The 23878-nt window shown below is 47.3% G+C and carries 22 protein-coding genes and 3 tRNA genes; 11 read left to right on the top strand and 14 right to left on the bottom strand.

Annotation, left to right across the window (positions count from 1 at the left end):
* Positions 1-135: 135 nt before the first annotated feature.
* The 10 genes from D0S45_07860 to D0S45_07815 form a co-directional block, all read right to left on the bottom strand.
* Positions 136-1350 (bottom strand): FtsX-like permease family protein, encoded by a 1215-nt coding sequence (locus tag D0S45_07860; GenBank protein ID TIH17068.1) that lies wholly within the window; start codon positions 1348-1350, stop codon positions 136-138.
* The gene (locus D0S45_07855; GenBank protein ID TIH17067.1) at positions 1350-2024 is read right to left on the bottom strand and encodes an ABC transporter ATP-binding protein; all 675 of its coding nucleotides are present in this window, start codon (positions 2022-2024) and stop codon (positions 1350-1352) included. The genes D0S45_07860 and D0S45_07855 overlap by 1 nt, the downstream gene beginning before the upstream one ends.
* Before the next feature lie 12 nt (positions 2025-2036).
* A complete protein-coding gene (locus D0S45_07850; protein ID TIH17066.1) occupies positions 2037-3266 on the bottom strand; it encodes an efflux RND transporter periplasmic adaptor subunit in 1230 nt (409 codons plus the stop codon).
* A 102-nt stretch (positions 3267-3368) separates the two neighbouring features.
* On the bottom strand, positions 3369-3593 hold the full coding sequence (locus D0S45_07845; protein TIH17065.1) for a transcriptional regulator: 225 nt from the start codon (positions 3591-3593) through the stop codon (positions 3369-3371).
* 9 nt (positions 3594-3602) lie between these two features.
* Positions 3603-4142, bottom strand: coding sequence for a DUF2975 domain-containing protein (locus D0S45_07840; GenBank protein ID TIH17064.1), 540 nt, complete (start codon positions 4140-4142; stop codon positions 3603-3605).
* A gap of 188 nt (positions 4143-4330) precedes the next feature.
* Positions 4331-5200 carry an RluA family pseudouridine synthase gene (locus D0S45_07835; protein ID TIH17063.1) on the bottom strand — a complete coding sequence of 290 codons (870 nt, stop codon included), beginning with the start codon at positions 5198-5200 and terminating at the stop codon, positions 4331-4333.
* On the bottom strand, positions 5201-6502 hold the full coding sequence (locus D0S45_07830) for a TRAP transporter large permease (protein ID TIH17062.1): 1302 nt from the start codon (positions 6500-6502) through the stop codon (positions 5201-5203).
* 4 nt (positions 6503-6506) lie between these two features.
* Positions 6507-7004, bottom strand: coding sequence for a TRAP transporter small permease (locus D0S45_07825; GenBank protein ID TIH17061.1), 498 nt, complete (start codon positions 7002-7004; stop codon positions 6507-6509).
* Positions 7005-7051: 47 nt separating this feature from the next.
* Positions 7052-8071, bottom strand: a complete 1020-nt coding sequence (locus tag D0S45_07820; protein TIH17060.1) for a C4-dicarboxylate ABC transporter substrate-binding protein — start codon at positions 8069-8071, stop codon at positions 7052-7054.
* Between the two features lie 136 nt (positions 8072-8207).
* The gene (locus D0S45_07815) at positions 8208-9854 is read right to left on the bottom strand and encodes a VCBS repeat-containing protein (protein ID TIH17059.1); all 1647 of its coding nucleotides are present in this window, start codon (positions 9852-9854) and stop codon (positions 8208-8210) included.
* A gap of 382 nt (positions 9855-10236) precedes the next feature.
* Between D0S45_07815 and D0S45_07810 the strand changes: the two genes are divergently transcribed.
* From D0S45_07810 to D0S45_07785, 6 genes are all read left to right on the top strand, one after another.
* Entirely contained in the window at positions 10237-11493 is a 1257-nt protein-coding gene (locus D0S45_07810; GenBank protein TIH17058.1) for an RsmB/NOP family class I SAM-dependent RNA methyltransferase, read from the top strand.
* Positions 11494-11512: 19 nt separating this feature from the next.
* Positions 11513-12289: a fructose-bisphosphate aldolase gene (locus tag D0S45_07805; protein ID TIH17057.1), complete on the top strand. Its 777-nt coding sequence runs from the start codon at positions 11513-11515 to the stop codon at positions 12287-12289.
* 132 nt (positions 12290-12421) lie between these two features.
* Positions 12422-12497, top strand: a tRNA-Val gene (locus D0S45_07800).
* Between the two features lie 43 nt (positions 12498-12540).
* Positions 12541-12617: transfer RNA gene (locus D0S45_07795), tRNA-Asp, on the top strand.
* Between the two features lie 190 nt (positions 12618-12807).
* Entirely contained in the window at positions 12808-13569 is a 762-nt protein-coding gene (locus D0S45_07790) for a class I SAM-dependent methyltransferase (GenBank protein ID TIH17056.1), read from the top strand.
* A 26-nt stretch (positions 13570-13595) separates the two neighbouring features.
* Positions 13596-14792, top strand: coding sequence for a hypothetical protein (locus D0S45_07785; GenBank protein TIH17055.1), 1197 nt, complete (start codon positions 13596-13598; stop codon positions 14790-14792).
* A 59-nt stretch (positions 14793-14851) separates the two neighbouring features.
* On the opposite strand, the gene D0S45_07780 is transcribed toward D0S45_07785, so the two are convergent.
* Positions 14852-16507, bottom strand: a complete 1656-nt coding sequence (locus D0S45_07780; GenBank protein TIH17054.1) for a glycosyltransferase family 1 protein — start codon at positions 16505-16507, stop codon at positions 14852-14854.
* A 282-nt stretch (positions 16508-16789) separates the two neighbouring features.
* Between D0S45_07780 and D0S45_07775 the strand changes: the two genes are divergently transcribed.
* The 4 genes from D0S45_07775 (at position 16790) to D0S45_07760 (ending at position 19193) form a co-directional block, all read left to right on the top strand.
* On the top strand, positions 16790-17095 hold the full coding sequence (locus tag D0S45_07775) for a hypothetical protein (GenBank protein TIH17053.1): 306 nt from the start codon (positions 16790-16792) through the stop codon (positions 17093-17095).
* 264 nt (positions 17096-17359) lie between these two features.
* Positions 17360-18022, top strand: a complete 663-nt coding sequence (locus D0S45_07770) for a class I SAM-dependent methyltransferase (GenBank protein ID TIH17052.1) — start codon at positions 17360-17362, stop codon at positions 18020-18022.
* Positions 18023-18203: 181 nt separating this feature from the next.
* Positions 18204-18280, top strand: a tRNA-Asp gene (locus D0S45_07765).
* Between the two features lie 157 nt (positions 18281-18437).
* The gene (locus D0S45_07760) at positions 18438-19193 is read left to right on the top strand and encodes an FRG domain-containing protein (protein ID TIH17051.1); all 756 of its coding nucleotides are present in this window, start codon (positions 18438-18440) and stop codon (positions 19191-19193) included.
* A gap of 161 nt (positions 19194-19354) precedes the next feature.
* Here the strand turns inward: D0S45_07760 and D0S45_07755 are convergent, their stop codons facing one another.
* Together D0S45_07755 and D0S45_07750 are read right to left on the bottom strand one after the other, a co-directional pair.
* Complete coding sequence (locus D0S45_07755; protein ID TIH17050.1) at positions 19355-19828, bottom strand: hypothetical protein; 474 nt, start codon at positions 19826-19828, stop codon at positions 19355-19357.
* A gap of 101 nt (positions 19829-19929) precedes the next feature.
* Positions 19930-20826, bottom strand: coding sequence for an AraC family transcriptional regulator (locus tag D0S45_07750; protein TIH17049.1), 897 nt, complete (start codon positions 20824-20826; stop codon positions 19930-19932).
* Positions 20827-21110: 284 nt separating this feature from the next.
* Between D0S45_07750 and D0S45_07745 the strand changes: the two genes are divergently transcribed.
* Positions 21111-21629 (top strand): DUF2087 domain-containing protein, encoded by a 519-nt coding sequence (locus D0S45_07745; protein ID TIH17048.1) that lies wholly within the window; start codon positions 21111-21113, stop codon positions 21627-21629.
* Positions 21630-21684: 55 nt separating this feature from the next.
* Here the strand turns inward: D0S45_07745 and D0S45_07740 are convergent, their stop codons facing one another.
* Positions 21685-23799, bottom strand: coding sequence for a heavy metal translocating P-type ATPase (locus D0S45_07740; GenBank protein TIH17047.1), 2115 nt, complete (start codon positions 23797-23799; stop codon positions 21685-21687).
* Between the last annotated feature and the right edge of the window lie 79 nt (positions 23800-23878).

Genomic DNA, 23878 nt, shown 5'->3' with positions numbered 1-23878 from the left:
ACTTACTACTCGAAGTTAAACATAACGCGTTACCCAGTTTCTGTCTTGCAAAAATACATTCCAACCACGTCAAAAAACAAGCCTATTAAATTTATACAAGACAACAATAAACAGGCTTGAATCAAAAACGAAAAATCACTCATGCCGCAAAGCATCAATAGGATTCATACGCGCGGCGCGGCGGGCGGGAAAATAGCCGAACACAATACCGACCAGCCCGGAGAAGACAAAACTTATCAAGATAATGCGCATATCAATTACAAATGGAATCTTCATGTAGCTGGTGACAAACATAGGGATAACCAAACCGAGAGAAATGCCCAGCACCCCACCAAAAAGCGAAAGCACGACAGCTTCCACAAGAAACTGAATCAATATATCGTTTTCCTGTGCGCCCACTGCCATACGGATGCCGATTTCACGGGTTCTTTCAGTTACGGAGACAAGCATAATATTCATGATTCCGATTCCGCCCACCAGCAAACTGATGGCAGCAATGGCACTAATAAAAGTGGTGAAGGTCCCGGTCTGTTTCTCAACCGTCTTGATAATTTCCTTCATATCCTCAATGGCAAAATTATTCCCGTGTCCGGGGGGAACCGGACGCCGTTCAATCATGACCTGCTTAAGCTGCCGCTTGAGGGTGGTGGAATCCTGACCGGGCCCGCAACCAACCAGAATCAGGTCCACATCCTTGGTTCCTGAAATTCTACGCTGCAAAACCTTGAGCGGCACAAGGATAACATCATCCTGCTCCTTGCCGACCATGGAACCGCCCTTGGATTTAAGCACACCGATGACCTGATAGGCAAAACGGTCAATACGGATGGAGGAACCGATAGGGTCCATTCCTTTAAAAAGATTTTTGCTGACCTTTTCACCAATGATACATACGGATTTACCGACCCTTTCTTCACTTGAGCTGAAAAGCCTACCGAACTTTAGCTTCCAGTTCCTGATGGCGAAATAGCTGCTTTCAGTCCCGGTTACTGACGTCCGGCAATTATTACTCCCGAACACCGCCACCGCCCCGGATTCAGCAACAGGAGCAACTCCCCCGCAGTCTGGAAACTCCCGCTTAATGGCCTCCACATCGGAATTCTTGAATGGAATAAGGTTCGATGTTTCCCCGGCGAATCCGACCCCGTTTTCCTCGTCAGGATAAATCATGATCATCTTGCTGCCGAGGCTGGAAATTTCATCGGTAAGTTTCCGGCTGGCCCCCTGCCCGATAACCACAACGGCAATAACCGACCCCACGCCGATTACAATACCGAGTACTGTCAGGCAGGAACGGAGTTTGTTACGCAGCAGGGTCCGGAAAGAGAGCAGAACAGCTTGCAAAAACATCAGTGACCTTCCTTGATTATCTTGCCGTCCCTGAATTCTATAGTGCGGGATGCCCAAAGGGCCATCTCCGGTTCATGGGTAACCATGACCACAGTGATGCCGTGCTCGGCCTGTAAGGAAGTCAATAATTGCATGATCTCGGTACTGCGTGCGGAATCAAGGTTACCAGTAGGTTCGTCAGCAAGAAGCAGGAAAGGATTACAGACAATGGCCCGGGCAATGGCCACTCGTTGCTGCTGACCGCCGGACATCTCCGTGGTGGTATGCATGGCCCGGTCAGCAAGGCCTACTTTATCCAGAGCGGCGTAAGCCATCTTGCGCCGTTCATTCTTTGCAAGACCGCGGTATACAAGGGGCAACTCCACATTCTCAAGGGCAGTTGTACGGCTGAGCAGATTAAAGCCCTGAAAGACAAAACCGAGATATCTGCGACGCAACCGGGCCTTCTGACTTCTGTCCAGCGAGGTAACATCAAGACCTTCAAAGAGATAACTGCCGGAAGAGGGGGCATCCAGACAGCCGAGGATATTCATTGTTGTGGACTTACCGGAACCGGAACTGCCCATGACCGCCACAAATTCGCCATTTTCAATGGTCATATCAATGCCGTCCAGAGCGCGAACCTCGGCCCCTCCGGTATTGTAAACACGGCTAATATTCTTCAGTTCAATCATTACCCTGCCCGCCTATTCAAATGTGAATGCCATGCTGTTCTCGGCGACTTTCTCGACACGGGAAAGAACAACCTCGTCACCGGCTGAAAGGTGGCCTTCTACAATCGCGGTAAACCGACCATTGCTGCTGCCCTTACGCACAGCCACTTTTTGCGGAACACCGTCCCTGAGAACCCAGATATTTGCATTCTTTGAGGAAGGAGTGTTTCTGGAATTCTCAGGAACGGCATCCGCCGGAGAAAAACGCAAGGCCCCGTTAGGAAGCAACAATTTATCCCGGACCTTTTCAATTTCTATTTTTGCGGCTGCGGTCATACCCGGACGCAGGAGCAAATCCTTGTTGTTCACGGAAAAAATTCCCACGTAAGTAACTACGCCCTGTACCCTCTGCGGGGCATAACGCAGTTTGATAAGCTTGGCAGGGAATTTTTTCCCGGCATAGGCATCAACCGTGAATACGGCTGTTTGCCCGGATCTGATCTTACCTACGTCGGCTTCATCGATATTAAGCTCAAGGCGCATATCCTTAAGGCTGGTGGCCAAGGTATAAAGCTGCGGGGTGTTCATCCCCGAAGAGACAGCCTGCCCGGCCTCCACGTGGCGGGTAAGCACAAGGCCGTCAATGGGCGAAGTGATGGAAGCTTTTTTGAGGTTTGCTGCTGCTTCATTCAGGTTGGCTTCCGCACGGCGAACCATGGCTTTCGCTTCTGCCAGATGAGCGTCAGCCATATCGCGGGCGGTCACAGCACTATCAAATTTTTTCTGCGAGACCGCATTTTTATTACGCAGCTTGCCCATGCGCACGCATTCGTTTTTCTTATCTTTCAAATCGACTTCAGATTTACGGACATTCGCGCGAGAAGATTCAAGAGCCGCACGAAGCTGATTCACGCGAGCCTGCAACTCGTCAGTACTCATGCGGGCCAGCAGTTCTCCCTTTACCACTTTATCGTTGTAATCTTTGTAAATTTTATTAATGGTACCTGAAATTTCACAGCCCACGATAACCTTGTTACGCGGCTGCAAAGTTCCGCTGGCCGCAACATCAACTGTAAAATTCCCAACCCGCGCAACAGCAGTCTTATATTCGACCGCATCCTCGCTGCCATCAAGAAAAGCAGTAAACACTCCCCCTGCAATTAACAGCAAACCCAACAAGAAAAACCATTTTTTCCATCGCCCTTTTTTATTCTCTGTAAGGGAAGCCACATCAATTTCTCTCTTTTCAATATGATCAGTCATATCTCTTCCTTCCCGAAATACGGGAAAAAAAGACAGAACCGGGGGAGGCCGGTTCTGCCGCAAGCCGGGCCAACCATAACCCGGCCCGAATAAGGGGAGTCCTTAAATATTTACAGTTCCCTCTTCGTCCCGAAACTCAAGAATATCACCAGGCTGGCACTCCAAGAATTTACAAATAGCATCAAGGGTGCTGAACCTGATGGCCTTAGCCTTCCCGGTCTTAAGCACGGACAGATTCTGCGGAGTAATCCCTACAGCCTCAGCCAGATCTTTTGATGCAACCTTCCGCTTTGCCAGCATTACATCGAGGTTAATAAGTATCGCCATATCAACCCCTTAAATAGTAAGTTCCGCTTCGTCCTGAAGCTTGCGTCCTTCATCCATGACCCACGAAATTGCCAGAATCACGCAGGCAACAATTATAGTTCCGATGTTGGCATCATCTATACCAACAGTCACAAACCGCTCTCCCACTTCATTATTCATACTGATCACGTAACTAGTCCCGGCCTGAACAAAAGGATTTATCACTTCACAGATTAAAAAAGCCCAAGCCGCACGCCTGTAGCAGGCTGAATTCTCGGCAGTAAAGATATTACCGGCTTCATATAGTGAGAAAAGCTTAACCATCTGCCACATACAGAACATATCAAGCAACACTTGAGGCAAGGTCACTACCACTCCCAGAATTCTGGTGGTCTGAGTCATCACCACCGGAAAGACCTCATCCTCAAAGTCGAACATAACTTCAGGAACAAGCCACGAATCATATCCATCAAAAAACAACCACCCCGCCACTTCGAACACCGGGATAGAAATCAACAGCAACCAAAAAACATATTTCAAAAAGATGCTCATCTTTCTAATTTTATCCATGAAAAACTCCTAACTAAAAATATTATCACCCGTTTTATGATTCACGACTTACGGCAATGAATTATCGTTTGTCAATAACTTTTTATTTTTCATCATGAAGAATAGATCGACAGAAGACACAAAAAAAGACAGTCGAATCTAGTTCAACTGTCTCAATCTACAAGTAAAATATCTTGATAATTTTAATCTTAAACTTCGAAAAAATACTCAGAAATATCAGGCTGATTATCCCAGTCTGAAGGACAGGCGGCAACAAACCACGGAGTTTCAATGCGCAAACAATGGAGTTTCATTTTACCTTGCTTGCCACCGTATTTAGTATCCCCCACAATAGGAAAGCCGCGTGAGGAAAGCTGCACCCGGATCTGATGAGTCCGCCCTGTATGCAGCCTTACGATAAGCAACGATGTTTTTTCACCTGTTTTTACAGGACAAACAGAACTGACGGCCTCTTTACCCGATCCAACCTCAACTTTCTCCCGACCTTTGGGGCCACGCTTTTCCATTTTGTCACGCAACTCAGTCCAGCCTTCTTGGTCCCAGCTACCTTCCACCTGTGCGAGGTAATATTTCCCGCCTTCACCGTGTTCTGCGAAAAAATCAGACAGATTCTTCTGCCCCTGATGGGATTTCCCGGCCAGAATCACGCCGGAAGTATCACGGTCCAACCGATGGGCAGGGGCAGGTTTGTAAGGAGCATCCGCAAACATGGAAAGAAGGCGGTCGGCAACAGAATCATCATGCCCAGTTCCGCCCTGAGTCGGCAGCCCCGCAGGTTTGCACACTGCCAGATAATTTTCATCCTCATAGATAAGGGGAAGTGCGGGAAGTTTTTTCTGCTGCGTTTCATCAGCCTTATATGGCGGGATACGCACGATCTGCCCTTCTTTGACCAGATCAAAAGGTTTGCAGCGGCCTTTATCCACCCGCACATTACCTTTGCGAATCCAACGCATGATAGCTGAGCGTGGCACGTCACTACCCACTCTTCTCTCAAGGAAACGGACCAGCTTCTGACCGGATTCTTGCTTAGTAACTTTTACAAATTCTGCTGCCATTTAAAGTAAACTTGGTAAAAAAGTAACCGTAGCCGGACACAGAAGCATTAAAGCGACCAGTGCAACGTAAGCAATCAGAAAATAACTCACACCCAGAAAAACCCGATCAATAGACACATCCTCGGCCATGGAAGCGACAATAAAGGTCGTCACTCCCACTGGCGGGGTGATAGCCCCCAGAGTAGTCACAATGGTAATCAAAACACCGAACCAGACCGGATCGTACCCCATGGCACTGACAATGGGAAAAAAGATAGGGATAGTAATCAGCAACAGAGCCAATGCATCCATGACCATACCGCCGATGACGTAGATCACACAAATGAGCAAAATGATCACCGTGGGCGGAATGGGCAGGGCTGCAATAAAATTGGCAGCTTCAAAGGGAATACGGGTCACAGCCAGAAAACGACCGAAAATCACAGCCCCAAGCATTACTGTCATGATCATGCAGGAAACCTTGAGAGTATCGCTGACAGCGGCAGTAAATCGCTTAAAGGTCATCTCGCGAGAGACAATACTGATTAGAAGAGCAAAAGCCGCCCCTGCTGCCCCGGCCTCTGTGGGCGTAAACCAGCCGGCAAAAAGACCGCCCATAACCAGTACAAAAAGAATGATCATCTCAATGGAACCGGGCAGTGAAGCCAACTTTTCCTTAAAGGAAACTTCAGGACCTGCCGGACCCCAGTCAGGGTTGGCCACACACATCATGTAGACGGTAAACAGAAAAAGCGCACAAAGCAGGATTCCTGGAATTACCCCGCCCATAAACAATCTGCTGATGGATTCCCCGGTCTGAAGGCCGATGATGATCAGCACCACACTGGGAGGGATAACCACGCCGAGGGTGGCCCCGGCAGCCACCGAGCCGGTGGAAAGAATGGGATTATACTTGAATTTCTTCATTTCCGGCAAAGCCACAGTGGACATGGTGGCGGCGGTGGCGGTGTTGGAACCGCAGATAGCCGCAAATCCGGCACAAGCCATGACCGTTGCCATGGCGATTCCGCCCCGAATGTGCCCCATCCATGCATAAGCGGATTTGTAGAGCCGCTCGTTGACCCCGGAATAAAAACAAATCTGGCCCATGAGAATGAACAGAGGGATAACTGTCAGCCCGTAAGAGGAAAAAACATTCCAGATTTCCGTTCCCAGCATTCCGTAAGCGGCCTTGAGATTCAAAACCTTGGCAAAGCCGATAAACCCGATAATGCCCATGGCAAAGCCCACGGGTACGCGCAGCACAAGAATAACCAGCAGCAGGCTGAGAATGCCCACAATTCCTATAGTAATCGGTTCCATAATATTAAGCGGGTTTAAGCGGTTCCTTACCGCGCAGGATACGAAGGATATCAAGCATGATTACAAAAGCCATGGCCAGACACCCAAAAGCCACAGCAAACACAAAAGGATAAAAATGAATTCCCAGTGTCTCGGAAACCTCTTCAAGGTCATAAAGGAACATGCCCCATTTAAAGGTTTCATTGGCACAGAAAAAGAAGAACACACAGGAGACCGCACTGGACAATGCATCCAGCACTACCTGGACCGGACCGGGAAAATGGCGAAACAAAAGCCCCACCGCAATATGACTGCGGTACAGCTGTGAAAATCCCAAAGAAAATCCGGCAGTCACCGCGCCGAGAAATCCCATCAGCTCAAAGGTCCCCTTAACCGGAACCCAGACCGCACGCGAAACCATGTTCGCGCAGGCCAGCAAAATCATCAGCGTCAAAGCAGTTCCGGCAATTACCGCCAGAGCACGGCAAATCCAGATGGCTATTTTTTCAAGATAATCAATCATAATATTTATTAAAAGTTCCCCGCCAATATTGACGGGGAACTCACTAATTATTTTTCATATTTAACGCGGGAAGCTTCGATATCGGAAAGTACGGCAGCACCGTCTATTCCTTTGGCAGCAGCTTTCTTCTTCCAGTCATCAATCAACGGCAGGGTCTTATCCTTGATGGCCTGCATGTCAGCGTCAGACAACTTGATCATCTCAATGGAATACTTGTCTTTAGCCCATGCAAGTGAATTCTTCACATGCTCATCCATGTACTTTCCGGTCCATTCAGCCTGTTCCCGTCCAAGATCATTAAGAACTTTCTTGACGTCTTCGGGCAGGGAATTCCATGAATTCTTGTTCATAATGATGGCAAAAGGATAAACCGCTGTATTGGTTTCGGTTTCATAACGGCAAATCTCCGCAAAATTCAAGTCCTTAAGCACCTCAAAAGAGGAAAAAAGACCTTTTACCACACCCTTCTGCAAAGCTTCGGGAGTTGCGGACATGGGCATGGAAACCGGGGTAGCACCAAGCGATTCAAGAATTTTGGACAGAATTCCGGAAGCACGCATTTCCAAACCTTTAAGATCGGAAAGAGTGCGAACAGGCACCTTGGTCATAATATTGGAAGGTGCGGAAGCAAACATGGTCAGCACTTTGAACTTTCTAAATTCCTTGGGCTGGTATTTTATATAAAGATCCCAGAGGGCAAGACTGGCGGATGTTGAAGTGGTAAATCCAAGCGGAAGCTCAAATACAGAACTGAGCGGGAATACGCCCGGATGATAAGCAAGGCTCACACAACCGATATCGGCCTGCCCCTGCATTACACCGCGCAAGGTATTCTTTGCACCCAGCAGGGTTGATCCGGGGTAGGTCTGGACCTGAACCTTGCCGCCGGTCCTTTTTTCAACTTCCTGTTTCCAGCGTTCCATCTGTACACAGGGAAAAGTTTTAGCAGGCGGAAAGTTTGCATAACTAAGGCTGACTTCTGCCGCAGAAACAACAGAAACAGAACTTAAAAGGACCGCACACAACATGAACACAGCAAGCATCCCGGCATTTTTTCCGGTTCTCATCACACTTCCTCCATTGTAAGGACTTACTTTTTTGATTGGGCGGCGAAGCAGGGCAAGGCAGCTCCGCCTGAAAGAATGGCAGATATATCATAAAAAAGGCCTCCCGCAAAGAAGCGGGAGGCCCGGTAAAACAGACTTATTGGCCCATATTGAGTTCGTAGGCCATAACCAGAGTTTTGCGGAACTTAACCCCCAACGATCCGGGATAAGTATTCAGAATGCAGTAGAGTTCGTCTGCCCCGTCATTATCGATATCGGCAACGCCGTAGCTGGTCACAGTTCCTTTGATACGGCGGGTCTTCCAAGCCAAGTTCAGGCCTACGCCGTCCCAGAATTCAGCATGAATTTCACCCTGAGAGAAATTCTTGTAGTTGGAAAAAACCTGTCCAGCCACAGAAAGGTCCTTGTTCAGCAGGACTTCCTTTTTGCTCGGATCGGATATGGAAACAACCGAAATGGGCATGGGGATGTAATAATTATGCTCCATGCGCTCTTTCTTATTCTCCTCGTTGAACCCTCTGGATTTTGAAACCGTATCAATAGCGACAGCTGCGGAGTTGTAAGTGTTGGTACTCTCGTAGATAGGTTCAAGGCTCTTATCGAAAAGATTAACCCGGCCATACTTGTTGAGCATGATTATTTTGTAATCATCACCTTTGATCGGTAAATAGCTCAAATTAAAAACATTAGTATAACTGGGAACTTTCAGTTTTCGAATTGGGATCAGGTCACCATTGGAATAAGAGTATTCAACAAGATCCTTGGAATAGAAAGTCCTGTGCGGGTCAAAACGCTGGCCCACAAGAGCTTCGGTAAAGTTCGGGGGAGTTCTGATCACAGAAAGAAAGTTCTTGTTGCGGTCAAGCAGGACTTTGGGAGTTTTTCCTTCAAATGAAATTATGTAGGAATAAGGCTTCCTGCCCATTTCGGTGCACAGAACAACCTCGTAGACACCATCCCTGTTCAGATCAATACCGCTGATCCGCAGCCCGGAAGCACGCTTACCGTAATTGTAAGTAGCAACCTCCTTCAGATGCTGGCCATTAATGCTCATAACCTTCACATCTGTTTCACCCAGAACGACCAGATCTTTTTTACCGTCGCCGGTCACGTCCTGAACGAATCCGCCACGGTTAACAAATTTCATGGTCTGGCTACGCCAGCGACCCGGAGTTTCGGTTCCGCCCTGATACCTGAACTGAGGGTTGATCTTACTTTCAAGAATCTTCCCAGCACCGGCCGCAGTAACAAACTCAGGGTTCACGGGACTGTCAGGACGGGCTTCCTCACGCTTAGCTTCTTCTTCGCTATCTTTTTTGCTGCCCGGTTTCTTGAAGAGTTCACCCTTGATTTCTTTGGCGATGCCATCAATTGCGGGAATCAGCTCGGAAATTGTAGTCTGGGCGCTTTTAGTCCAGGAATGTCCTTCCGCATTGATCATGCACACATCCACAGAAGCCTTCTTGCCTGCAATCGTCACAGAACCAAGCGCAATATAGTCAACATCAAGAGTTTGAACTTTCGTTACTTCATCAACTTTATTCTTGGGTGCATCAGCTTCTTTCAGATCGGAAGAACCGGCCATAGGCTCAAAATGCCCGGTCCAGTTCAAACGGGAAATCAACATGGTCTGGACACCGCGGCTCAGATACTTGTATTGGGACGGTCCATTGATTTCAAAAGGGTAAACCGCGTATGTGCGGGCATCTTTTGCAAAGGCTACACTAGCAGCCAGCATGGTAACGGCGACAATGAAAAAAATCATCAAACGTCGAAACAACATTGTTAATCCTCCAGACTAAATTTACAGTCAATATATGTTGTAATTACAAAATTTTATCCAACGAAAGGATCCTACCGGCAAAGAAAACTGGCGGCAGCCGGTTCTGCCTATTTATTAAAAACGGGTAAAAGGCTTGTAGCAGCTAATGCAGTGGGACGCAAAGTCAAAGAAGCGAACAGGCAAATGATTCCCTTGTCAAACGGGCCTTGCTGTTTTATCTCTCTGGCTCCTGTTTACAAGGGTTTTTGAGACTTTTTATATTTCGGTCTGTCTTTCTTAAGTTATATCAGGCCAAAATTTTACATAATTTTACTTTTTTTGCGGCTTCCTACTCCCTTTATACCTCTCAACTGCAAACTCTCCCGACCGCAACATACTACATATGACTACAGATTTAAGAACATTCAGACTGGTCTGCTCCCCGAAAAATGTGGAAACAGTGGAAGAACTGCTTCGCGCGCAAGGTTTTGAATTCAGGCCGGAACCATTCTATTCCATGGCCCGCATTCTGGAAAAGGAACCTTTTCCGCTGGGCGAATCAGTAGCCGCAAGATTCGGACGAATCTACATACAGGACCGCTCATCCATGCTGCCACCGCTCATGCTTAACCCGGCAGAAGGGGACGTTGTGCTTGATATGTGCGCTGCTCCCGGAAGCAAAACCGGGCTGCTGGCCCGTTTAGTAGGACGTGAAGGATTCGTTTTAGCCAGCGAACCTTCCAGTGACCGTCTGGCCCTGCTGCGTCAGAACCTGCGCAAAACTCAGGCCGTTAACACCGCCACTGTTCATTATGAATCACAAAAACTGCCCCTACCGCCCTCAAGCTGGAAAACCATCCAGCTCGACCCGCCATGCAGCGGCTGGGGAACCCTAAATAAGAACCCCAAGGCCATGGAAGTATGGAAGGGTGAGAAAACAATCCCGCTGGTTAACCTGCAACGCAAGCTGCTGAGCAAGGCTCATGAACTGCTGGCCCCCGGCGGACGGCTGGTCTACTCCACCTGCACCACCAACGTGCAGGAAAACGAGGAGCAGACCCGTTTTGCAACCGAGGAACTGGGTTTTAAACTTTTTGACCTGCCCCGCCCCGAAGGATTCACCATTGCCGCCCCGCTCCTGCCTAATATGGACGGAGTACTGCGTGTGGACGGTTCCGGCGGTGGACAGGGGTTCTACCTCTGTGGACTACGTAAGCCGGGCAATGAAGAACCGCAAATCCCGGAGACCTGCAATCCTCCGGGCAAAAAAATTAATATTAAGAAGACAGAATTTCCCGGCTCAGTGGATCTTTCCGCTCTGCCGGATGGCGAGATATACGAATTCAAAGGCAAGGCCATGTTTCTGAACAAGCATGCCCTTGAAATCCTACCCAAAGAATTGCGCTGGCAGGGATTCCACATCGGAAAACTGAACAGGGACAAGTTCAAGCCCGACCCGTTCGGACGCTGCCTGCTACCTGAAAAGCCGGACAGTTCGGCACTGGTAATTGAAAAAGCGCAAGACATAACCAATCTGCTGGCCGGACAAAGCCTCTCCGCCCCGGCTAAAGGCAAAGGCCCGGTAGGGCTTTACTATAAAGACATGCTACTCGGATTTACCGGAAAAAAAGGCCCCCGGTACGTCTGGACAGACAAATAATATAAGGATCAAGAACATAATGAACGGAACAAACCGCCGCCTGCAAAGGCTTTTTGACAAGGAAAGTGGAAACGCGCTGATACTGGCCCTCGACCACGGAGCCAATGAAGGCATGATCGAAGGACTTGGTTCCATCCAGTCCATACTCGAATCCCTGCCTGCCTCCGGTGTTCAGGGAGTAATCCTCAACAAAGGGCTGGCCAGACATTACGGACACTTAGTACCCACCGATGTAAATCTGATCATCCAGCTTAATGCCGGAACAAGACACGGCTCTCCTTCCTACAATAAAAACATCATCTGTTCCATCTCTGAAGCCTTGCGTCTCGGTGCGGATGCGGTTTCCATGCATGTGAATATCGGTAATGAACTGGAAGACCGCATGCTGGTGGATCTTGGCGAAATAACCGATGAAGCGCACCAATTCGGTATCCCGGTACTAGCGACTGTCCTTGCAAGAGGCAACCAGATCGTCAACGAGCACGACTCCAGCCTTGTGGCCCACTGTATCCGCATCGGCGCGGAACTGGGACCGGACATCGTAGCCGTGCCCTACCCCAACAACGGGGATACTTTCATGAAGGCAGTAGCAGCCAGCCCGATTCCGGTACTGGTCACCGGAGGGCCGCTGGGGCAGAATCTGGAAGGTGCTCTAAACAACACCGCAGAGGGTCTAAAATCAGGCTGCAAGGGTTGTTGCATAGGCCGAAACATTTTCCAGACTGAAAACCCCATTGAGAGCATGGAAAAGTTCGCAGAAATCGCACATAAAAACGCAACTATTTCAGGTGACTAGAATTTATTTTAAATATATCAAGAAAATCGTTTGACAAAACAGGCCGACATCGGCAGTATCCCTCCTCGTGGCAGTGAGCAACACCGAATGGAGACAGACATTCAAGGGGCTTACGTAAAACCACACTGACGTGGGCGGATAGCTCAGTTGGGAGAGCATCGGCCTTACAAGCCGAGGGTCACAGGTTCGAGCCCTGTTCCGCCTACCACCTCAGAGATTTAAACGTTGCTTAACACGTTTAATATATATGCGGAGCCGTAGTTAAGCTGGTTATAACGCCGGCCTGTCACGCCGGAGGCCGAGGGTTCGAGTCCCTTCGGCTCCGCCACTTTTCAGGAGAAGCCATCAATCGTAAGATTGGTGGCTTTTTCTGTTTTGTGCTTTGGTGCCTTTCTATTAATCAGCATTCTTCACCTCCCCCCTTCTTTAGGGTAGAGACAAAGCCTATAATTATTGCTTTTGTAAATAATATCTAGTAATCTTTTAATATAATTTAAAAAACAGCAGGGAGCCCTATCATGGACGATTTCAAAAAAAACATCGAGAAAAGCAGAAATACCGATGAACAGTTAAAGTTCTATGACCAGCTTTCAAATTTTATTGAGTCACCAGAGCCGAGCACAATGAAAAAAGTACAGAATTTCCCTGTATTTGCAACTCGCCAAAACATTACCACTTTTATTGAGAAATACGAAATTTACAAGCTGGTCAAAAACATCCCAGGATCTATCGTTGAATGCGGAGTTGCTGCCGGAAGCGGACTGATGACCTTTGCTCATCTCTGCTCTATTTTTGAACCATACCACTACACTAGAAAAATAATCGGCTTCGACACATTCGAAGGATTTACCTCCATTGCAAACGAAGACAAATCAAGCTCTGCAAAACATATGCTGGAAGGTGGACTTAATTTTGGAGGTTATGAAACTCTAAAGGAAGCCATCTCATTGTACGATAAGAACAGAACCTTGGGGCATATCCCCAAGGTTGAGCTGGTTAAAGGCGATCTCTGTAAAACCTTTGCAGAATACCTCGAACAGAACCCCAGTCTTGTGATCGGATTACTCTACATGGATGTCGATTTGTATAAACCAACCAAAGAAGTACTTAAGCTTGCTTGGGAGAGAATACCCAAAGGCGGGGTTCTTGTTTTTGATGAGATCAACCATAAAGATTATCCGGGCGAGACAATTGCAGCAATGGAACAACTTGGAATCGGCAACCTGCGTATGCAAAGACTCGATATCAGCGCAATGCTTTCCTACTGTATAAAAGAATAAACTTCACACCTTAAGGGATAATCCTGATGCCCCAGAACAACTTCTCTTTTTACATCTGGCAAAACGGCTTATGTATTTCCTACCTTCTGCGCTTAAACCAGTTAAGGCAATATATTCTGCAAAATGGAGGGGTGGAGACAGAGGAAGCCCACAAAGCCGACTTCGTACTGATAGGCGCCTGCGGAGCATTCCTTCCTGACTTCTCAGTCTACGCTGCCAAAATGCAGGATATTGCAAAGCTTGAAAACACTGTGGTCGTATTCGGTTGCCTACCAATAATTGACAGGACATTTTTTAAAAAGAACACACCCAGATTAGATTTGTTTGTCCCTGCCCGCTACCCGGAACGTATTGAGAACATAATCCCTCCAATAAATACACCCTTCAATAAAATCATGATTCCTGGCATATTCCGCAAACAGGATTATGTAAGTTTCGACCCGACCCGCAGATTTTTGCTCATTCAGGAAGGATGCACTGAAGGATGTGCCTATTGCCCCCATCAGCTTTCAATAGGGGCTGAAAAAAGCCAGCCACTGGAAGTTTTGTGTAAGCAAACAAGCGAAGGAGTGGCGCAAGGAGTAAAAACCTTTGTACTTGAAGGAAACAACGGCGGCTCATGGGGACTTGATCTCAATCCGAAACAAACCTACACAGACATGATAAATACCATCACCCCCCTACTTGGTGATGCTGTCCTACATATAGGTGACTTTGCTCCCAAATGGGTAAGACTGTATGGCGAAACATTGCTACATCCTAAAATTGTCGACATTAAAATACCGCTCCAGACATTGAACGGAAAAGTTCTGGAAAAACTGGGAAGAGATCCGTACTCGAAAGAAATGAGTCCTCTTCTCAAAAAAATAAAAGAAGTAAAGCCTGACACTTTCCTCCGCACAGAAATAATTATAGGTCTGCCGACTTCTACAAAAGAGGACCTAGTCAGAACACTTGACTTTGTAACTGAACATTTCGACAAAGTTGCATGCTTCAGCTTTGATGTGCATCCATCATGTAAAATTAATAAGATGGATATTGAATTATATGACGACAAACATATTGCTGAACACATCCACTTTGCCATGGACTACTTCGACAAACGCCCCGATATAAAAGCTGATTTTGACAGTAGAGGACAGGTTCTTGCAGGTATAACGGAGATTGAAAGAATTAACATGGACGGCGTAACAGCCGAGTATAAAAAAGAACAGGAGTCATAGCCGCTCCGCCACTTTTCAGGAGAAGCCATCAATCGTAAGATTGGTGGCTTTTTCTGTTTCTAACATTCCATCAAGCGTTTAGAAATCAGCCCCGATTCATCACGCCCCCTCAATGCCATGCTAAACGCTTTCTCCTGCCCGTGCTCGCGGGCCAACTCTCTCGTTAAAACAAGCTTTTGCATACCTTCATCAAGCCGATAGCTATGTAAATTTGTCATAGCCAGCTCAAATGAAAGCCGCCAATCTTTAGATTCGTGCGCAGCAAGAGGGGAAAGAAAGCCGCCCCGAACCTGATCCAACTCCTTGCGAGAACGCAGCATAACATCAATAAGGCGCAAAATTTCAACATCTTCCGGTTCTGTCTCATAAAGAGAATGAAGACAATCTGTTGCCGTATGCGGCAGATGCCTTTTGGAATTAAACGGAAATCCTCCCCAAAAAAAACGATTGTTGCGCTTGAGTTCCTTGGCCCAAAGGATAAGAAGATCTTTCGGTGATTTAGGCGGCAGCTTGGTGCTATTTACTGTTTCCAAATGCTGATACCAGAACGCCTTGGCCACATCCCAATTACCAAGACGTAGAGCCGCAGTAGAACCAGTAAAATTCAAGCAAAAAGAATCTTCATACAATTCTCCGCCTATTAAGTTCACTAGATTATCTTCCATCACCGAATTCGCACCGGCCACAGCTTGCACACGAAGCGTGGCGACCACCACATGGTCATCCTGCTCAAGGGAAGCAAGGCGCGACAACACATCACGAACCTGCAAATCAAGCATGCCGGACTCCCACATGGAAGCAACTGTAATCGCGAGCCATTTATCAGACTCTTCCCCTGTAGCCCGTCTGCGGACTGCATCTTTTGCGTATTGCAGAATCCGTTCAATTCGATGAATGGGCAGATGCTCAGACTGAACCCGCTTATGTGCGGCCTGCCCCATGGTTTGAATCAATCTATCATTACCCAAATACAACTTTATTTTTTCTTCCAACTCCAAAACATCTGCGTATGTATCGATTTCACGCCCCGGCTCAAACAACGAAGCCTGTTCGTCACCCAGCTCCTGAGTGAGCAACAGACAGCCGCATGAGGTCCCCTCAAAAAGACGAAAATTGACCTCTCCCAGAATGGATTCATTGGGTATGATTTTCGTATCCTGATACAGTGCTAGCATGTCACTATGGCTCAAAGATTGCTCAACCGGGAAAGGCCGTTCCCCCACCCTGCTTCTGATAAAATCGACCATCCACTTGCGCCCCGGACGCTGATCACTCAGCCTTCCCACAAAAGAAATATCATTCTTCCGGTCGGCAACAGGTGGCGAAACCATATTAAATGCAAATCTGGGGAGCCATCGGACATCGGAAAGCCCTTCTGCCTTGAACGATGGAACCATGGATTGCTGAGTGGATAAAGTCTGATCGAACAACCGGGCATAAGCATTGTGCCAATGCAAATTCAGATGGGGATCCGTGGCCCAGAAAACCGTTGGACAGTCAAGACCATCCAAGCCTTGAATTAATGTCCGCCTACCGAGACATTCGACCTGCAATACCAGATCCGGGGTAAAGTCGTTCTTTTCAAGAATATCCGGCAAATTGCAAAACAGTTCTTCGGTATGCGCAACATAGAGGACAGCATGCCCCAACTGTTTCAGGGCAGCAACGCCTGCGTCAAATGGGCCCACAATACATACACTGAATTTATCTTTCATAATGCCAAATTTTCTCCTGATTTCGTCATAAAAAACAGCATAAACCCTTCGAGCTACGGTAAATTCGTCGACGACCTCATCACTCTTTATTTTCTCAACTCAATACACTTTCACAAGCATCAAGCCAAGTAAGCAGACACATTCTGCCTCATACTTAAAATTTAAAAGAGCTTAGATCAGCAAATATAATATATCTACCCAGCAAAAACAGACTATCTCTATTGTATTCTCAGGAATAATGCTTAAATAATTCCATAACAAAATTATAGGAAAGGTAACCTCATGCACTATAAATTAAAAATATTAGCAACGATCATGTTCCTGTCAGTGGCAACGACTCAATCCCAAGCTACTGAGATCAAACAGAGCAATGATTTGGACATCAAGCATAACTCCGCCACACACACTTCTATCATTGAAAGCAGAATTGATGAGCTGGCAAAACCGTATGACGACATCGAAGTTTCCGATGGAATCAGTGCGGGAGTTATTTCCGGCAGAGACGACCAAATAATGGAAAACAATCATGGGCTGCCCACAGAAGAAAAAGGACGCGAAGTAGGGGTAGGGATAAGCCTTAGTTTTTAATCCATCGGCCAATATACTTTTAAACCATACCAGCAACATTGTGATTGTAGATTAAGTTAACTATTTGCTGTATAGGAGCAATCTGCAATGAAAAAATCCAATTCAAGCCAATAGTCCTACCAACAGAAATAACGAAGGGAGGTCGCCCCGACAACCTCTTCTGTTATCATTAACAAGACTACAATTTAATTGCATAGGGCTTGATTGATTCATCATGCTATTTTTAGATTACTTAAATAAAAGCTACAAATCAGAGGTCTCATCATGCTGGATATGAATAACGAAGAAAAACATATTGCGAACTATCTCAAGGGCAAATACCCTAACAAAGTCAGATCCCTTTTCAATGCCATTTTAAAAAATGGAAAAACCAAAACCCTCGAAGTAGGCTGCGGTTTTGGATCTTCAGCCGTTTTTTTCGCTTTGAAAGGGAAGGAAGTGACTGCTACAGACCTGTCAGAAACCAACATCATCCAGACTAAGGAACTATCTGACAGACACAATGCCGGAGTCCGCAGCATCCCCCTTGATGCAACCAAACCGCTGAATGAAAAGTTCGATATTATTTACTCATTTGATATGTATGAGCACCTGCCTTACGATTTGCAGGAATCCCACCTCAAGGCAGTCTATGAAATGCTGGAAAACGGCGGAACATTTTACGTTCGCGCACCGCACCTTCACAACATCCGCCAACACATTCCCGAACACATCGGACTGCCCACATACTCCAGCATCTCCGAGCTGGGATCTAAGGTCGGATTCAAGGTAGCACCCTTTTTCGGGCACACCAGGTTTACAACTTCAATGGTTCCTTACCTTGCCGTTGAAAAAGCTATTGAAAAAATCAGCACCCCGGAAACAAGGTACCAGATGCTGAAAAAAGTGGGCATGGCCAACGTTGTTGTAAAGCTGTCCAAAGCATAAAAAACAAGCTATTTTTCGCGTTACAAACCATTGTTATCCATGATGTTTAACGACAGGTTGAAGCGAGAGTAGGTAATTATAATTATTTTTTATCTTTATAATTGCGAGCAAATGCAGTTTTACATAGAAACTTCTTCACACAACGCAATCAAGCGCCGCTTAACGCCTTGATTATGTATGCGGAGCCGTAGTTAAGCTGGTTATAACGCCGGCCTGTCACGCCGGAGGCCGAGGGTTCGAGTCCCTTCGGCTCCGCCACTTTTCGCGGAGAAGCCATCAATCGTAAGATTGGTGGCTTTTTCTGTTTTTGTCCCGGAATAATTCCCCGGACAAAAATCAAAATAACATCTGGATCAGAAATATTCTTGTCGGGTTTCAGGAACGGTTGTATGTTGCGTTAAAATAGGATTTAAATATGGCCCATCAAAACAAAACAATCACATGCATTTCTGATCTAATTGAATACATCAAACTATCTGGCTATGATATGCTCTGGTTTCGAGGACAACGTAAAGCATCATGGTCCTTGCAACCTTATATATATCGAAACTACACCCCGCTTCTTGAATCACAAATGATTCAACGATTCATGCTGAAGGCACAAATATTTAAAGATAATTGTCCAGCAAAAACAGAATATGGAGATTGGCTGGTATTGATGCAGCATTATGGCTTACCAACGCGACTCCTTGATTGGTCTGAATCCCCTTTAGTCGCTGCTTACTTCGCAACAGCTGGCAACAAAGGAGAAGAAGGCGCATCCATTAGCATGCTGAATCCCGGATTGTTAAATTCTTCCTTACACGAATTTGGAACACTGCCGAACTTAAGTACGCTAAGTCCGGAACTAAAAGAAAGATGCCATAATGCCTTCAAACTCCCAGAGAATAGAACCTCTTCATTTAGACCAGTTGCAGTAATTGCCAGCCAGAATGACTTTAGGATGCTCAATCAAATGTCATGTTTCACTCTTCATGACATGAGCACTCCCTTGGATGAATATGAACAAAGTCCTTTTTTAAAAAAAATAATTATTCCAGCAGAGCACATTGACAAAATCAAAACAGAATTAAACATACTTGGTATTCGTCGTTCAATTTTATTTCCAGATATAGAAAATTACGCAAGAGAACTGAGAAGCATACAAAAGATTGAATCCCAAGAAAGGTAAAACACATGGCATTCTGTGAGTTCGAGTCTCGTCGGATCCGTCATTTTTCGCGGAGAAGCCATCAATCATAGGATTGATGGCTTCTCCTTTTTGAGAATCATTTTTTGATAACAGTTTAAATGCTTATCACGATATTCCAGCGGCTATGTGAGTCGCTCACCCTACTCACTATCTGAAAACATCTCTGCAAGCTTGTAAGCATCCTCGTACCACTCAGGCCATCCCTCCACCCACTCGGGTACACGAGTCTCTTTGACCCTTTCGCATACGGGAAAGTATGGCTTCAGATCCAAAAGCGGAGTGCCGTCAAAAGCATCAATGTACGGAACCCGGATGATGCCTTTTTCAATATCCAGATCAAGACATTGGCAAACCGTTACACCAATCGGGTTGGGGCGAAACTCTGAACGGCAGGCAAAAACACCGGCACTAAGGTTATCCGCATAAGGCAGCGGGGTCTGCAAAACAGCACGCCGGTCAGGGGAATCCTGCTCAGAGGCCCACCATAGGGCAATGAAATGGCTGAATCGATCCATTTTTTCCAAGCCCGAACGGAACTCTTCAAAAACGTGAATACTGGCTTCGCCCTCTTTAACCTGCACTTGGCCTATGGGTGACATGGAAAAAGTTTTCATAATAATCTCCTTCTGTTGTGGTTGAACCAATTTCTACGGTTCTAACCGGAAGAAGCAGATAACTCTTTTCACCTGTTGCTAAGGAGTTAACCCAAATTGCTCTACAGAGGTTTCACCGGGACACATATCTCCACAAGAGTCTTTTCTCCATCCTGACTCTGCGCCGGATAAAACTCAAAGCTCAATCCATCGGCAGGCTGAAAGCCGCTTGAAGGAAAAAAACGAGAAAAGACCCAACGCCATGCCTCGGCATACTCAGTGGAATCAAGCCGAAAACGGGCGCAAACGTGACGCCCTCCCTTAAATGCCAACTTACCTATTTCCCCGCTGACAACCGTTTCCTGCGGGACTTCTATGCAGCCGCTGATCCTGAGCAAGTCGCCAGCAGTTATATCTATACTGTCATGATAAAGGACAAAACTATCCGTTTCATGGGGCACTGCCAGATCACGCGGCACAGCCCATTGAAATAATTTCTCGAACAGGTGAGCAAACAATTCCTCGTCTCCCTTATAAATTCCGGTATGCCGAACATAGGCAAGCGTTCGCCCTGGAATGCCTCTTACATCTACGGACTCCGGTTCAATCTGCATAATATCAGAACTGCTAAAACGCGCAGGGCTGACGTCCGTACGGCAGTCATCAGATTGCCGCCATCTGGAAGCGGACATTCCTAAATGTTTTTTGAAACACCTTGAAAAGGCCGCCGAGCTGGAAAAGCCGCAATCCAAAGCAATATTAATGATTGGTGTGGATTGATTATTCAGCAACAATGCCGCAGCCTTCTCTACTCTGACCCGCTGAATAAAAGCAAAGAGACTTTCCCCGGTGAGGGCATGAAAAATTCGATTGAAATGGTATTTTGAAAATCCGGCGACCTCCGCCAGTCCTTCCAAAGAAAATTCCGCGCTTATATCGGATTCCACAAAATCAACTACACGATTAACTCTGGAAAGATACTCATTAACAAGCTGAACATTGTCGGTCTTGATCATCATTTACTACCTGTAAAAATTTAATCTCCATACACCGAAACATTAAAATGCATTACCCAAAAAACTATGTCCAGCCTCTTAAAGACCACACATATTTATATTGCCTCTGCCGCCTCTCTACTGTACTTTTACATCCGGTCGGCAGTTCACCAAGGCGCCGTTGCCCCGCTAGGGGAGCTAAACCTGCCACTCATTTATTCCATTCGACACTTATCCCGTGCCGAGTCGGAAGAACGGCCACTGACAATCCCTTTTTCATGCGATAGGCACGAAAGTAAGGATAAGACATGTCTCGAACTCAACTTCCCCTCATCATCAATGATGTGTCCGCATTGTCGCGCAAACTGCGCAGCCAGCTGGAAAATGCAGAGCGCATACCCAGCCATGTGGAGATGCTTAATCTGCTGGCAAAAGCCGGAGGTTACAAAAACTTCCAGCACCTCAAAGCCGAGCAGGAAACACCCCGAAAAGAAGAACCTGTCACAATCGACCTGAAACGGGTGCAGAAGGCAACCCGCTACTTTGACCTGAACGGGCAACTGAGCCGCTGGCCCAAGAAATACAATCAGCGCGTTCTCTGCCTATGGGTTCTCTGGTCCCGGTTGCCAGCACGTCAACCTATGACGGAGCTTGAAATTGACGAACAGTTGATTCTGGCACACTCATTTTGCGATCATGCCATGCTCCGGCGTTGGCTGGTGGATGAAAATCTGGTTTCGCGCACTGCTGACGGACGCGAATATAAACGGGTTGAATCCCGCCCCCCGCTTGAAGCAGTGGAACTGATCAAGCAGATCAACCAATAAAAAAAAGGGTGCCGACTTAAGTCCGGCACCCTTTCCTTATTTGTATGAACGAAAATTACATCTCGCCACCCTCAAACCTTCCCGCGCTGATAACCGAATAGCCCATCAAGCCGAAAGTATTCAAATTATGCAACACTGTTGCTGCCAGCGGCGCAAGCACCCCTGCTGAGGCAAGGGCCAGCAGACAGGTATTTACAACCGCGCCCTGACGGTAGCAATGATCAATAATTTTGTGCTGCCGCAGAGCAATGCGTCGCGCCACGCATAGCGAACGCAAATCATTATTCAGAATCACGCCCTGTGCGCTCAGACGAGCCAACTCTCCGCCATGGGCCATGCAAATTCCCAGATCAGCTTCAACAAGAGCCGGGGCGTCATTTACTCCATCCCCGACCACAGCCACGGACCGGCCTTGCTTTTTCAAATCCTGCACAATGCGGGCCTTGTCTTCCGGGGTAAGTTCCCAATGCAATTCATCAATTCCTTCAAGGCGAGTATTGAACTTACGGGCTGTCTTGCGGTGATCACCTGTGAGAACCACCACCTTCTTTATACCCATAGTTTTAAGCTCAGCGACCACCTGCCCGGCTTCAGGTCTCAGACAATCCCGCATACCAATAAGCCCTCGAACTTTCCCACCCTGAGCCACGTACAAGACAATTTTTCCCTCTGCCCGCAGGGAATCAGCACTTTGCTCAGCCATGGAACAATCCAGTTCATTCTCAAGAACAAAGCTCCTGCTTCCCACCAGCGACTCCCGCCCATCGGCCATGGCAATCACTCCGCGGGAAACAACGAACTCAACATCACTGACCGGAGTCAGTTCAAGGTTGCCGCGGCAGGCCTCTTCCACAACCGCCTTAGCCAGCGGATGTTCGTAGTGCTGTTCAATGCGAGCAGCAAGGCCAAGTACTTCATCACCGCTCCAATCACCAAACGAAAGAATATCGGTAACCTGCATCCGGTTTCTGGTCAGGGTCCCGGTTTTATCGAAAACAACGGTGTCGACTTTTGCGAGAGCATCAAGAGGCCGCCCTCCGGCCAACAGCATGCCTGCACGTCCGGCAGCATAAATGCTGCTCTTTACGGAAAAACAAGCCGGGAATTTCACCGAACAAACGTAATCTATGGATGCCATGGAAGCGGTACGCGAAAGATCCCCGGTCAGGGCGTAAGTTGCACCACTTAACCCAAGAGTCACCGGGACCAGTTTGTCGGCCAGTTGATCTCCCTTAAGCTCAGGCAGGGATTTATCTTGAATGGTTCGCTCAAGGAAATGATTCACCCGTGACATAGAAGTTTCCGAACCAACCTTCTCCGCCCGGACCCGGATACGCCCACTCTCAACAACTGAACCGGAAACAGCAGAACTTCCCTCTTCCAGACAGAGCGGAATAGATTCCCCGGTGACCATGCTTTTGTTGACCACCGCAGAACCGCCGACAACTTTCCCGTCAACCGCAACGAGTTCTCCGGGACCGAAGACCGCAATATCTCCAATACACACAGCGTCAAAGGGAACTTCCACCTCAACGCCGGACCGCTCAACCCAGACCTCTTTCTTTCTGTTACGCAACAAACTTATGAGCAATTCATTGGAGCGGCGGTCATTTTGCTGTTTTAGGTAATCCCCGAAAATGCGCATGAAACCGATTACCGATATGGCGGTATAATTTTTCAGGGCAAAACACAGCCCCATACTGAACGCATCAAGAGATTTGGCACTGATACCGTGTGAAAATAAATTTTTGATCCCGTCCCAGATGACCGGAAGCCCCACAATCATAGCCACATGCATCTTTATCAGTGGCGGGAACACCGGAGTGACAAGGGCGACCAGCAGATGTCTGCCCACGGCACTGCGAGAAATAGGCTCGACCCGACTATTGTCCGCAACAAAGGCCTCAGCAGGAAGAGTGTTCAGCACATGGATAATCTGATCATAAATACCATCCACCCCTGCATGGCGTACAATCAGACATCCGGCCCCGGCATTGAGCCGCACCCTTATTATACCCGGCGAAGAAGCCACGTGGGCCTCAATATAATCCGGGTTCAAATCCCGTTCCCTGAACAGCCCGCTACGCAGACGTATACGTCCGGGAATACAATGCACCACACGCACGTCTTCCTCATGAAAAAACATGCGCGTACTGATCATTTGATTCATTTAAATTCTCCCGGGCTGGCCCTGCTCTGCAAAGCAGGAGCTCTCGACCTGATGCCCATCTTGATAAAGTAGTAAGTGA

This window comes from Marinifilum sp. JC120, from assembly GCA_004923195.1.
GTDB lineage: Bacteria > Desulfobacterota > Desulfovibrionia > Desulfovibrionales > Desulfovibrionaceae > Maridesulfovibrio.
This window is presented reverse-complemented; position numbering and strand designations above follow the sequence as displayed.